The organism is Nocardia flavorosea, from assembly GCF_015477805.1.
Lineage (GTDB): Bacteria > Actinomycetota > Actinomycetes > Mycobacteriales > Mycobacteriaceae > Nocardia > Nocardia flavorosea_A.
Genome location: NZ_JADLQL010000004.1, coordinates 453,029 through 465,208, shown reverse-complemented (window position 1 = coordinate 465,208; position 12,180 = coordinate 453,029). Strand labels below are relative to the sequence as shown.

Annotated in this window: 11 protein-coding genes and 1 pseudogene; 5 read left to right on the top strand and 7 right to left on the bottom strand. The window is 66.6% G+C overall.

The features are described 5' to 3' along the window. The first annotated feature begins 47 nt into the window (after positions 1-47). Positions 48-454 (top strand): annotated as a pseudogene (locus IU448_RS20715) (DUF6924 domain-containing protein). Positions 455-472: 18 nt separating this feature from the next. Here IU448_RS20715 and IU448_RS20710 read toward each other — a convergent pair. From IU448_RS20710 to IU448_RS20700, 3 genes are all read right to left on the bottom strand, one after another. Continuing rightward, positions 473-1,093: a TetR/AcrR family transcriptional regulator gene (locus IU448_RS20710; RefSeq protein WP_228813833.1), complete on the bottom strand. Its 621-nt coding sequence runs from the start codon at positions 1,091-1,093 to the stop codon at positions 473-475. A gap of 238 nt (positions 1,094-1,331) precedes the next feature. Beyond that, positions 1,332-2,060 carry an ABC transporter permease gene (locus IU448_RS20705; RefSeq protein WP_195057487.1) on the bottom strand — a complete coding sequence of 243 codons (729 nt, stop codon included), beginning with the start codon at positions 2,058-2,060 and terminating at the stop codon, positions 1,332-1,334. 78 nt (positions 2,061-2,138) lie between these two features. Beyond that, the gene (locus tag IU448_RS20700) at positions 2,139-3,086 is read right to left on the bottom strand and encodes an ATP-binding cassette domain-containing protein (RefSeq protein ID WP_195057295.1); all 948 of its coding nucleotides are present in this window, start codon (positions 3,084-3,086) and stop codon (positions 2,139-2,141) included. 205 nt (positions 3,087-3,291) lie between these two features. On the opposite strand from IU448_RS20700, the gene IU448_RS20695 reads away from it, so the two are divergent. Next, positions 3,292-4,074 (top strand): TetR/AcrR family transcriptional regulator, encoded by a 783-nt coding sequence (locus IU448_RS20695; protein WP_228813671.1) that lies wholly within the window; start codon positions 3,292-3,294, stop codon positions 4,072-4,074. 254 nt (positions 4,075-4,328) lie between these two features. Here the strand turns inward: IU448_RS20695 and bcp are convergent, their stop codons facing one another. Next, positions 4,329-4,802 carry a thioredoxin-dependent thiol peroxidase gene (bcp, locus tag IU448_RS20690; RefSeq protein WP_195057294.1) on the bottom strand — a complete coding sequence of 158 codons (474 nt, stop codon included), beginning with the start codon at positions 4,800-4,802 and terminating at the stop codon, positions 4,329-4,331. Between the two features lie 253 nt (positions 4,803-5,055). On the opposite strand from bcp, the gene IU448_RS20685 reads away from it, so the two are divergent. Further along, positions 5,056-5,277 (top strand): DUF3618 domain-containing protein, encoded by a 222-nt coding sequence (locus IU448_RS20685; RefSeq protein ID WP_195057293.1) that lies wholly within the window; start codon positions 5,056-5,058, stop codon positions 5,275-5,277. A 70-nt stretch (positions 5,278-5,347) separates the two neighbouring features. Here the strand turns inward: IU448_RS20685 and IU448_RS20680 are convergent, their stop codons facing one another. Beyond that, entirely contained in the window at positions 5,348-5,686 is a 339-nt protein-coding gene (locus tag IU448_RS20680) for an excalibur calcium-binding domain-containing protein (protein ID WP_416383030.1), read from the bottom strand. Positions 5,687-5,971: 285 nt separating this feature from the next. Between IU448_RS20680 and IU448_RS20675 the strand changes: the two genes are divergently transcribed. After that, positions 5,972-8,092: an acyltransferase family protein gene (locus tag IU448_RS20675; RefSeq protein WP_416383029.1), complete on the top strand. Its 2,121-nt coding sequence runs from the start codon at positions 5,972-5,974 to the stop codon at positions 8,090-8,092. Between the two features lie 142 nt (positions 8,093-8,234). Here the strand turns inward: IU448_RS20675 and IU448_RS20670 are convergent, their stop codons facing one another. Further along, positions 8,235-8,546 (bottom strand): hypothetical protein, encoded by a 312-nt coding sequence (locus IU448_RS20670; RefSeq protein WP_195057291.1) that lies wholly within the window; start codon positions 8,544-8,546, stop codon positions 8,235-8,237. Between the two features lie 172 nt (positions 8,547-8,718). Then, positions 8,719-9,360, bottom strand: coding sequence for a transglycosylase SLT domain-containing protein (locus tag IU448_RS20665; protein WP_195057290.1), 642 nt, complete (start codon positions 9,358-9,360; stop codon positions 8,719-8,721). Between the two features lie 735 nt (positions 9,361-10,095). Between IU448_RS20665 and IU448_RS20660 the strand changes: the two genes are divergently transcribed. Continuing rightward, complete coding sequence (locus IU448_RS20660) at positions 10,096-12,135, top strand: NADPH-dependent 2,4-dienoyl-CoA reductase (protein WP_195057289.1); 2,040 nt, start codon at positions 10,096-10,098, stop codon at positions 12,133-12,135. Positions 12,136-12,180 lie beyond the last annotated feature (45 nt).

The following is a 12,180-nucleotide window of genomic DNA, read 5'->3' as shown; positions in this document are numbered from 1 at the left end:
CTGGTCCGGGTGTCCGGGCTCGGCTGTCCTAGTGCAGAATCAGGCATATGGCACGGACTCTGCCCGTCGGCGAATCGCTGCTGGTGCGTAGGGATTTCATCGACGATGATGCGTGGGCCGAAACCCTCGCGTCGGTCATCGCTTCCTACGACGAAGACACGATGACAGAACTGACACCCGTCGACGACGTGACCCTCGACGGGCTGAGCCCCGCCGAGCTGGCGGATCTGGTCGGTGACCGGGCCTATATGTTCCTCGCCGACACCACCACGATGACCGACCCGAGCACCCGTTACCGGCAGTCGATACCGGAGGGGGCGGCGAGCCGGTATTCCGGATCGCTCCGGTCGCTGTGGCCGAGGTCGAGGTCAACTTCTTGCTCGGCAACATGGACTTCGAGGACTACGCAGACGGCGTCGACGACGACGGTGTTTTCCGCGGCTTCGATCGGTGAACGCGGCCGGCGGGTGGTTCAGCCTTGGCTGGCGGTGCGGGATTCCTTTTCCGCCACCAGCAGATAGGCGACCATGAGTCGTTTGAGCTCGGCGACGGCATCGGCGTGGCTCTGCTCGTCCTGTACCGAGAAATTCAGCATCGAATACACCACGTGCACCAGCACCTCGGCCATCATGGTGCGCCGGGCGCGGGGAGTGCGCGGGGTGAGCGGGCGCAGCATCTGCGATACGACCTCGGCGAATTCCTTTTCGTGGATCGCGCCGGTGGCCCGCGTGGACGGGGTGGACTGCATGGCCAGCCAGACCTCGCGGCGGGACGGGTCGGTCATCCACAGGCTGGCCAGATGATCGACGAACTGGTTCATATGCCGTAACCAGTCCAGCGACGGGATCTCGCCGTGGAAATCGGCCAGCTCCTGCGATACCGCGACCAGGTCCTGCCGGTTCAGTTCGCAGACGATGACGTACTTGTTGGCGAAGAACTGATAGAGCGTGCCGATCGGGACTTCCGCCCGGGCCGCGACCTCTTCACAGGTGAACGATTCGAAACCCACCTCGACCAGCAGTTCCCGGGACGACTGCAGCAGCGCGTCGAACTTCCGCTTACTGCGCTCCTGGGTCGGACGCCGCCGCGGCATGAGTTCCTGCGGATCGTCCTGCAGTTCCAATTCCAGCGCAGGGTCCGGACGCCGTTTCACTGTGGCCTCCGTACGTACGTTCACATGTCCCAGGCTAGCGGTATGCCGAAGGTGGTGGTGGGAGAGTACGGGAATGTGACGGTGAGTCTGTCATGTCTCACCACCGCGCCACCGCCGATCCGGGGCCCGCAACACCGCCGGCTGATGTCGCGGCCGCCGGCTCGGCGGCGGAGCCGGGTCAGTTCCGGGTCTTACGGTGGAAGAGGACCAGTGCTGTGCCGTAGGACACCACGGCGATGGCGCCCCACCAGACGATCGCCAGTATCGCGCTGTCGCCGATGGGGGATCCGACCAGCAAACCGCGAAGGGTTTCGATCACCGGTGTCACCGGTTGGTGTTCGGCGAATCCGCGCAGCCAGTCCGGCATGGTCTCCGGTGGAACGAAGGCGCTGCTCACGTAGGGAATGAACATGGCGAAGATGGTGAACCCGTTGGCGGCCTCCGGACTACTGGCGAGCAACCCGAAACACGCCGACATCCACGACAGCGCCACCACCACCAGGGCCAGCAGCGCGGCGGCGGCGAGCCAGCGCAGCGGGTCGGCGGTCGGCCGGAAGCCGATCGCGAGTGCGACGATCACCACTACTGCCGTGGCCAGGGTATTGCGGAGCAGGCTTTCGGTGATGTGTCCGGTGAGGAAGGACGATCGGCTGATCGCCATGGTGCGGAAGCGGTCGACGATTCCTTCGGCGATATCGACCGAAACGCTGATCGCCGTGGTCGAGGCGCCGAAACAGGCGCACATGAGGACGATCCCGGGTACGACGTAATCGACGAAGGCACCGCCGACGTCCATGGCGCCGCCGAAGACGTAGACGAACATGAGCAGGATCATGATCGGCAGCGCGAGGGTACTGATCAGCGCATCCGGACTGCGCAGCGTATGACGGAGATTGCGGGCCGTCATGGTTACCGCGTCCTGTGCGGCGTAGGTGAGGGTGGTCACGCGAGTGGCTTTCTGTGAGTGGGGGTATGCGCGGGCGCGCTATGCGGCCGGTACGGCCGCGGCCGGCCGGCTGGTCAGTGCGAAGAAGACATCGTCGAGATCCGGGGTGTGCACGCTGAGCCGTTCGACGGTGATCCCGAGCGCGGCGAATTCGTCCAGCAGGTGCTTGAGATGGGAGACCTGCCCGTCGGACGGCACCTGCAGGGTGAGTTCGTCCGGATCCGTTTCGGGGAAACCGGTCGCGCGGGCCGCGGCGGCCAGGTGCGCGTGGTCGGCGAAACGGAACAGGATATGGCCGCCGGGGGTGAGCTGTTTGAGTTGGGCCGGGGTGCCGTCCGCGACGATCCGGCCGTCGTGCAGTACCGCGATCCGGTCGGCCAGTTGGTCGGCTTCCTCGAGGTACTGGGTGGTGAGGAAGACCGTTACGCCGTCGTCGACCAGTTCCCGGATGACCTGCCAGAGTTCGCGGCGGCTGCGCGGATCCAGGCCGGTGGTGGGTTCGTCGAGGAAGACCACCTCCGGCCGGCCCATCAGGCTCATGGCGAGATCGAGGCGGCGGCGCATACCGCCGGAGTAGGCGCTCGCGGGCCGCCCGGCGACCGCGGCCAGATCGAAGCGCTCCAGGAGTTCGGTGGTGCGCCGGCGGACTTCCGGCCGGCCCAGGTGCAGCAACCGCCCGACCATGTGCAGGTTCTCGGTGCCGGTGAGGACTTTGTCCAGCGCGGCGTACTGGCCGGTGACCCCGATGGCGGCCCGGACCCGGTCCGGTTCCTGCGCTACGTCGTATCCGGCGACCCGGGCGGTTCCGCTGTCCGGCCCGGTCAGGGTCGCCAGGATTCGCACCATGGTGGTTTTCCCGGCGCCGTTGGGACCGAGTAGGGAGAACACCGATCCGCGGTCGACATCGAGGTCGATACCGGCGAGAACCCGGTGATCGCCGAAGGATTTCTCCAGACCGGTGAGGGAGATGGCGGGTGGGTCGATCATTGCGGCTCCATTCCGATAACCGTGTGTCCAATAAACTGTATACGGCATATATTCTGCTTAGATGGTACACAGTTGAAAGCGGGATGCAACAGCGGTGTGGAGACCTGGTGGGGTAGGAAGAAGTTCGGTGCCGTCATCAGGCGGACGGTACGAACGGGACCGCCGTCCGGCGGACGTGGCCTGACAACGGGAAGGATCCAGATCGATGCCGAGTGCAGCGGACCACCGTCCGGAGGTGGCGACCCAGCACGGTCCAGGGGCCGCAAGGGACACCGAACGGCCGCTACCGAAATCGATCGAACTCATGTGGGGCCTGGCGCCGGAAGGAACGCGCGGGCCACGGCGCGGGTTGAGCCTGGAACAGATCGTCGACACCGCCATCGAACTCGCCGACGAGGAAGGGTTCGCCGCACTGTCGATGAACAAGGTCGCCGAGCGCCTCGGTTTCACCGCGATGTCGCTGTACCGCTATGTCGACAGTAAATCCACGCTGGTGGAGATCGCGCTGGACCGGGTCCTGGGAACGCCGCCGCAGGCCGCGCCCGGCACTCCATGGCGGACGGTGCTACATGAGTGGGCGTGGGCGGAGTACCGCTTGATCACCAAGCACGCGGGCTGGCTCAGTGTGCGAATGACCGCACCCCCGCTGGGGCCCAACAACATGGCCTGGCTGGAGGCCGGCCTGTCCGCGCTCGGGCAGACCCGCGTGCCGGAACCGATCAAAATGCAGCTGGTGGTGAACCTGACACTGTTCGTGATCGGGCGGGTCCGCCTCGTCGCCGAAATCGACCCCGCCAACCCGGAATCCGACGGCGATTGGGACATTCTCGAACGCGTGATCGACCCCGAACGCTTCCCCGCCGTCACGGCGGCGATGCGAGCCCAGGCATTCGAGCAGGAGGACGGAAGCTGGGAAGACTTGTTCTTCGAACGGAGTCTGGGGTTGCTGCTCGACGGCTACGAACGCTTGATCGAGTCGTACGACTGATCGCCGGAGAGAGCAAGTTCCGCCGGATCGCGCTCGTCTATGTACCGAGTAAGCGCGATCCGATCCCGGGATGCGCACCGGAATCCGCGGTGCCCTGGAGCCGGCGGACTACGGCGGGCCTCGATCCGGCGCCTCACGGTCGCAGCAAATCGGCGCTGCCCGAAGTGAGCCCGGCTGTGACGGATCGGCGACGGGCGCGCTCACGCGGGCGCCGGACAGACGAGGCGCCGGCGGATGCTGCGCTGTATCCGCGACTACACCGAAAGGTCGCGACGTAGTTTGGCGACGTGACCCGTAGCACGGACGTTGTACTGGGCCACTTCGATTTTGCCTTCGGCGTCGACGAGGAAGGTCGACCGGATGACTCCGGTCACTTTCTTGCCGTACATGGTTTTCTCGCCGAACGCGCCCCATTCCGTGAGGACCTTGCGTTCCGGGTCGGACAGCAGCGGAAAGGTGAGCTGCTCGTTGTCCCGGAATTTGGCGAGTTTGGCCGGTTTGTCGGGGGAGATCCCGATCACGTCCAGCCCGGCGGAATTCAGCTCGCCGAGATTGTCCCGGAAATCGCAGGCCTGTTTGGTGCAGCCGGGGGTGCTCGCCGCGGGGTAGAAGTACACCACGACTTTGCGGCCGCGGTAGTCGGCCAGCGATACCTCGTTGCCGTCGGCGTCGAGGAGGGTGAAATCGGGTGCCGGATCGCCGGGGGCGAGTCGATGGTTATCGGTCACCCTCGCACCGTAACCGAACCTTGTGACTCCCGGATCCGGCCTCGGCGGGGGTCTGCGGTCGCTGCGAGGCACCACCGGAGGTCCCGGGCGGACGGCAGCCGGCGACCTGCCGGGCCGGGTCGAGCCGACAGCTGCCGGGGTGACCACGGATACACTCGTGCCCGAACCCTGGCGCGCCGCGGTGACAACCGCGACCCAGGGGTGATCATCGGCCGCCGGTGGGCGCGGCAGACCAGGTACAGGAGGCGTGAAGGTGGCAAAGGATACCGAGCGGATCGAGCAGGAGATCGAGGCCGCGCGGGAGCGATTGGCCAGCACTCTGGACGAGATCGCGGTGCGGGCCGATCCGCAGCGGATCGCCGAGGGCACCAAACAGCTGGCACTGGCCAAGGTGAACGAACCCAAGGTGAAATACAGCCTGATCGGTGTGGGCGTGCTGCTCGCGGGCGCAGTGTTGTTCAAGATCCTGCGCTGAACACCGCAGACGACAACGCCCGGTGACGGAAATTTCCGTCACCGGGCGTTCGTGCGCAGTGGGGTTCGATTCAGACGGTGGGGCAAGCGAACCCGTCGCCGTCCGGATCCAGGTGCGGTCCGAACCCGGGCTCACCGCGGAAGATCGGCGCCCGACCCGCGGCGCGCGCTTCGTCACAGTTCTTGAAGGCACCGCCGGCTGAACCGGTCTGTGTCAACTGCGCCGAACCGGTGGCACCGAGCAGGGCATCCACCGTCGAAGAGCCGGTGCCCGCCAACGGAGGGAGGGCCTGTGCGGAACCGGCGCCCACGACGGGAGCGGCCAGAAAAGTCAGCCCCGCGGCGGCGGCGCTGACATAGAGCTGGCGTACGTTCATGAATTCCTCTATGTCTGCTGGGGGGTTGATCATGCGTCCGAATGGAGAACGCGCGGCTACCACTGTTGTGAGGGACGCCTCGGTTGTCAACTCGTATGGCCTGGATAAGACAAGGAGAAATCGCGTTCGCAGCGGGGTACTCCCCGGATGCCGCGACGAGGTGCGCCGCGGTGGCGGAGCCTGCCGGTGCAGCGGTGGAATTCGCCGGAGACCACACATTGTGATAGGGATGCATGCTATGTCCGAGGCTCGCTCTTCGCTGCTGTCAATCGACCCACACAGGGCCCGGCGGAGAAGTCGATAGGTCGGAGAGAGCAGTTGTTGCGAATCAAAGACCGTGACGCAGCCGCGCCACCCCCGGCAGCGCAGCCCGGCGCCACCGCCCGCTCGGCCGATTACCGGCTCGACCTCGACGGGCTCCGCGGTATCGCTATCGCTCTGGTAGTTGCCTTCCACATCTGGTACGGCAAGGTTTCCGGCGGCGTCGACATCTTCCTGGTGCTGTCCGGGTTCTTCTTCACCGGTATGTTGCTGCGTCGGGTGGAACGTACCGGCCGGGTCGACGCGCGGCAGGTCGCGACGCGTACGGTGCGGCGGCTGCTGCCCGCGCTCATGGTGGTACTCGCCGCAGTGGCCGTCGCGACCGTCGCCACCAAGCCCTACTCGACCTGGGCCGATATGTCCGGCCAGACCATGGCCTCGGCCCTCTACTACCAGAACTGGTACCTCGCGCAGGCCGCGGAAAGCTATCTGGCCGCCGACCCCTCGGTGAGCCCGCTGCAGCATCTGTGGTCCATGGCGGTCCAGGGACAGTTCTATGTAGCCATCGTCGTGCTGCTGGCGCTGGTCGCGTGGGTGTGCCGGCGCTTCGGCGCGCCGGGCGCGGTACGACCCGCGATCGTGGCGCTGTCGGTGCTGCTGGGCGCCGCCTCGTTCGTCTACGCCGCCGTCTGGATGACGGTCTCGCAGGAATGGACCTATTACGACAGCGCCGCCCGCGCCTGGGAGTTGCTCGCCGGTGCCCTGCTGGCGGCCGCGCTGCCATGGCTGCGGCTCGGCGCCGGCCGGATCGGCCGGTCCCTGGCGGCTTTGCTCGCGGTCGGCGGTATCGTCGCCGTACTGGTGTGCGGTCTGTTGTTCGACGGCGCCCGCCAGTTCCCCGGGCCGGCTGCGCTGTTCCCGGTGGGCGCTGCGATCGTCTTGATCATCGCCGGAATTCCGACCGAGAGTGGGCGACAGCCGATCGTCAACCGGTTGCTCGCCACCCGGCCGATGGTCGAACTCGGCGCCATCGCCTATTCGCTGTACCTGTGGCACTGGCCACTGCTCATCTATTACCTGGTGCAGACCGGGAAACCGCATGCGGGATTCGACGGCGGACTCCTGGTCATCGGTGCCTCGCTGGTACTCGCCGTGGTCACCAACAAGCTCATCGAGGAGCCACTGCGCGTGCGCTCGGGCGCCGCTGTGACGACTCCCGTCTGGCGGCGCCGTATCCCCGGCGTCGCGGTGAGCCTGGTCGGGGTGCTGGTACTGGGTGTCTGCGTTTCCTGGCAGGTGGTGGTCGCGCGGACACCCTCCGAGCCGGTGGAGGCGCTGCCGGTGAACGAATACCCGGGTGCGGAAGCGTTGTTCGCCGGTGCCGAGGTGCCGGTGGCGAAGCTGCGGCCCTCGATCCTGGAGGCGTCCAACGACCTTCCCGCGCCCACCCGCGACGGCTGTATCTCCGACTGGTTCAACAAAGAGGTGACGACCTGCACGTACGGGGACCCCAACGGTTCCCGCACCATCGCCATGGTCGGCAACTCTCATGCCGAGCACTGGATGCCCGCCATGGACGCGCTGGCCAAGGTCCACGACATCAAAGTGATCGTGTACCTGAAGATGGGCTGCTCGCTCAATATTCGCGACGACGCCCAGTATCGGGGCCTGGACATCTCCGACTGCCGCGATTGGTCCCGCGCGGTGATCGAGCTACTGGCCGCCGACCCGCCGGACTGGGTCTTCACCACCGCCACAGCCCCGATCTGGCCGAGCGGGGGCGATGCGGTGCCCGCCGAATACCTCGACGTGTGGGCAGCGCTGGCCGAACGCGGTCTCGACGTTCTCGCCATCCGCGATACGCCCTGGCTGCGCAGCCCGACCGGGGTGCGCTACAGCGCCGTGGACTGCCTGGCGGCCGGCGGTGACAGCGCGACCTGCGGTATGCCCCGCGCGGCGGCGCTGGCACCGGTGAATCCCGCGATCGTGCACGCGGCGGCGTTCCCGAATATGCGCCTGCTGGATCTCACCGATTCGGTCTGCGGTCCCGAGATCTGCCGAGTGGTGGAAGGCAATGTGCTGGTGTATCACGACGAGCACCACCTCAGCGCCAGTTACGCGCGCACCCTCGCCCCGGAGTTGGAGCGGCAGATAGGGATCGCCACCGGCTGGTGGTGAGCCGGATCATCGACCGGCGGCGAGGTGCGGGCCCGGCGTGGTGAGGTACGCGCTCTACCGGTGTGGTGAGCGCTCTCAATTGCTGGGGCGACTCTGGCCACCAGCCGGTGGCGAGCAGCAGGCCAGCCTTCCGCAAGTCCCTTCACCAAGGGGTTATCGGGGGCTTGACCCACAGCAGTTTCTCGTCACGGTGCGGTCGTCGCGCGGCCGGGTGATCGGGATTACGTTCGGCCCAGGCGGCTTTCTCGTCCAGAAGCCGGGCCACCGACCGCCAGGTCTCCGCGGTACTCGGCGGGTTGACCCCCGCCGCGCGCGCCAGCTTGCGCTGCACCTGCGCGGGCAGTTGAAGTAGTTCGGAACCGGTGATTTCCCGGTCCCACAGATACCCGGCCAGTTGCCGTGCCTTGGCGGCTCGACCGGCCTCAGCGGCCGGGGAGTGCGCGTAATCGGCCATACACAAGTGTAAGTGGGCCGCGGACAGCACTGCGCGGTGCCGTGTTCGCACACGACACCGCGCACCCACGCCATTGTGGGGTTCCCCTGGCCACCCTCGCGGACAGTGGTACGCGCCGTTGCGTCCACGATGTGCCCACACCGATGACCAAGCTGTAGGCGGCGCAGATAACTCAGTACGCGCTGTTGACGTTGTCCATGGAGCCGTACTTGTGGGCGGCGTAGTTGCAGGCCGCGACGATGTTCGAGACGGGGTTCCAGACGTCGAACGGGGTGCCGGGCACGTGGTAGGCGGCGAAGGTGGGGTCGATCACCTGGAGCAGCCCCTTGGACGGGATGCCCGCGATGGCATTCGAGTCCCAGAGATTGATGGCTGCGGGGTTGCCCGAGGATTCGCGCAGGATATTGCGCTGGATGCCCTCGTAGCTGCCCGGGATGCCGTTCGCATGCATGATGTCGAGGGCCTGGCGGATCCAGCCGTCGAGGTTGTTCGGGTACACCGGGGCAGGGGCCGGCGCAGGGGCTGGTGCCGGTGCGGGGGCGGGTGCCGGTGCGGGGGCGGGTGCCGGCGCGGGAGCAGGTGCCGGTGCGGCGGCGGCCGGTTCCACGTGCGGTGCCGGGGCCGCAGCGGCCTCGGTCACGGTTGCGGCCGGTTTCTGCTCGGCGACCATGGCGATCTTGCTGGGGGCGCTGTTGTCGGCCATGGAGACCGCGGAGGACGCGGTGACGGCGACGACGCCGGCGCTGGCGAGCACGAAGCCCATCGCTTCGCGTTTGGTGCGACGGCGCAGGCTGGAGAAACGGTGGTTGGACATGAGCGGATTCGGTTCCTTGATCGGTCTCGGGATCCGGCCCGGTTCGGGCAGCACGGATCTTCGGCGGCGACTTCTGGGTCGCGACCGGAAAAACATGACTGTGCTGTTGTCGGGTTTTGTTGTGTGACACCGAACACAGGCCGGTTCGGGTCCGGAAGGCGCATCCGCGGTGCCGGGTGGTTTCCCGGGCCGCCGCGCCGGCGGATCTCCACCTTCGGGCGGAGTAGAGTTGTTCGGGTTCGGCCGTCGCCATACCGTCTGCGGTATTCATCTACGGCGCTGTGCCGGGTTGGTCCGGCCGGTTGTTTCCAAACCCGGCGTTCACAATCTCGCGGAGCAGTCGAACCTCAGGTCGTTTCCGACCGGATCTCAGAATGGTCACGGTAGGTGAACGGCAGGTGAACGAAACCTGAGAAAAAGCCCAGGACGATCTTGAATCGTGAAATGAACGCGTTCCAGTATCGCGTCGACCTGGGGAAATGCGGTTAAACCTCATGTGGTGTACGACACAAAACTTTTGCCGATACACCCTCGATTCAGCTCCTCGTGACGGTTCCGTAACGGGAAACCTGCCGGCTGCGGCAGCGCCGCCCCAGGCATCCGGGCAGGTGGAGACCGTTCGCCGCGCATCTGCCGCCGGGGGTGGTAATCGCCGGGTACGCAATGGTGTGATGAGGTCCGGCAGGCCCCGGGCCCGCGCCGGAGCCCGGACGAATATCGGAAAGAGAGCCCGCGATGGACTCGACGACGAGTTACCCGCAGTTGTTCAGCCCGCTCCGGCTGGGGACCACCACCCTGCGGAACAGGGTGGTCATGGGATCCATGCACACCGGCCTGGAGGACCGGGCGTGGGATATCAACCGCCTGGCCGCCTACTTCGCCGAACGAGCACGCGGCGGAGTCGGGTTGATCATCACCGGCGGCTACGCCCCGAACCGCACCGGGTGGCTGCTGCCGTTCGGCGCGAAGCTGACCAGCCGCACCGAGGCCTATCGGCACCGTATCGTCACCCGCGCCGTGCACGACGCCGGCGCGAAGATCGCTCTGCAGATCCTGCACGCGGGCCGCTACGCCTACGTACCGGGCAGCGTCTCCGCCTCTTCGATCAAAGCCCCGATCAACCCGTTCCGTCCGCGCGCGCTGTCGGACCGCGGGGTCCGGCGCACCATCGACGATTACGTGCGCTGCGCCGAACTGGCTCGATTCGCCGGTTACGACGGGGTCGAGATCATGGGCGGCGAAGGTTATTTCATCAACCAGTTCCTCGCGCCGCGGACCAATGAACGCACCGATCGCTGGGGTGGTTCGGCGGCGAACCGCCGCCGGCTGGCCGTGGAAATCGTGCGCCGGACCCGCGCCGCTGTCGGCCCGGACTTCCTGATCATCTTCCGGTTGTCGATGGCCGAACTCGTCGAGAACGGGCAGAGTTTCGCCGAAATCCTCGAACTGGCGCGGGAACTGGAGTCCGCGGGAGTCAGTGTGCTCAATACCGATATCGGCTGGCACGAGGCGCGCGTGCCGACGATCGTCACCTCGGTACCGCGGGCGGCCTTCGTCGAATTCACCGCCAAGATCACCGCGGCGGTCGATATTCCGGTATGCGCGTCGAACCGGATCAATATGCCGGAAATCGCCGAGGAGATCCTGACCCGTGGCGACGCCCAGCTGATCTCGATGGCCCGGCCGCTGCTGGCCGATCCGGAATGGGCGAACAAGGCGGCCGCGGGCCGCGGGGATGAGATCAATACCTGTATCGCCTGTAATCAAGCCTGCCTCGATCACGCATTCCAGCGCCGGACGGTGTCCTGCCTGCTGAACCCGCGGGCCGGTCACGAAACCGAACTGGTGCTGGCGCCGACGCGGCGGAAGAAACATATCGCGGTGGTGGGTGCCGGGCCGGCGGGGCTGTCGGCCGCGGTGAATCTGGCCGAGCGCGGGCACCGAGTCGAGTTGTTCGAGGCGCTGGACCGGATCGGGGGGCAGTTCGATATCGCCCGGCGTATCCCCGGCAAGGAAGAATTCGACGAATCCATTCGTTATTTCACCCGCAAGCTCGAGGTCACCGGAGTGGAGGTGCACCTGAACACGCCGGTCACCGCGGCCGCATTGATATCCGGTGGGTACGACGAGGTGGTACTGGCAACGGGGGTGCGTCCGCGGGTTCCCGAGATCCCGGGGATCGACCATCCGATGGTGCTGTCCTATGCGGAACTGGTCCGGGAGCAGAAACCGGTCGGGGCGCGAGTCGCCGTGATCGGAGCCGGCGGCATCGGCTTCGATGTGAGCGAATACCTCACTGTGGAGGGCCATCCCACGCTGAAGCCGGACGAATGGAAACTGGAGTGGGGGGTGGACGCCGACGACGAACAACTGCGGGGGCAATTGAGCACACCGCGGCCGGCTCCGGCGGCGCGTGAGGTCGTCCTGTTGCAGCGCAAGGACACACCATTCGGCAAAGGGCTGGGCAAGACGACGGGCTGGGTGCATCGGGCCGCGCTGAAAGCCAAAGGGGTGCAGCAGATCGGCGGGGTCAACTACGAGCGGATCGACGACGAAGGGGTCCATATCAGCTTCGGGCCGCAGCGGGCACGGCCTCAGGTGATCCGGGTCGACAACGTGATCGTCTGCGCGGGCCAGGAATCGGTACGCGACCTCGAATCGGAACTCGCCACCGCCGCAATCCCCGTGCACGTGATCGGCGGGGCGCAGCTGGCCGCCGAACTGGACGCCGAACGCGCCATCGATCAGGGCACGAGATTGGCTGCCGAGCTGTAGCCCGCGGCGGCGCGGACCGCATCGTGAAATAGCCTTTCCCCGAAG

Bases quoted from the DNA above. Each gene is read 5' to 3' on its own strand.
- IU448_RS20680 (WP_416383030.1), bottom strand. From the start codon at position 5,686: ATGATCAACCCCCCAGCAGACATAGAGGAATTCATGAACGTACGCCAG.
- IU448_RS20705 (WP_195057487.1), bottom strand. From the start codon at position 2,060: ATGACGGCCCGCAATCTCCGTCATACGCTGCGCAGTCCGGATGCGCTG.
- IU448_RS20670 (WP_195057291.1), bottom strand. From the start codon at position 8,546: ATGGCCGATTACGCGCACTCCCCGGCCGCTGAGGCCGGTCGAGCCGCC.
- IU448_RS20700 (WP_195057295.1), bottom strand. From the start codon at position 3,086: ATGATCGACCCACCCGCCATCTCCCTCACCGGTCTGGAGAAATCCTTC.
- IU448_RS20665 (WP_195057290.1), bottom strand. From the start codon at position 9,360: ATGTCCAACCACCGTTTCTCCAGCCTGCGCCGTCGCACCAAACGCGAA.
- IU448_RS20660 (WP_195057289.1), top strand. From the start codon at position 10,096: ATGGACTCGACGACGAGTTACCCGCAGTTGTTCAGCCCGCTCCGGCTG.
- IU448_RS20695 (WP_228813671.1), top strand. From the start codon at position 3,292: ATGCCGAGTGCAGCGGACCACCGTCCGGAGGTGGCGACCCAGCACGGT.
- IU448_RS20710 (WP_228813833.1), bottom strand. From the start codon at position 1,093: ATGCCGCGGCGGCGTCCGACCCAGGAGCGCAGTAAGCGGAAGTTCGAC.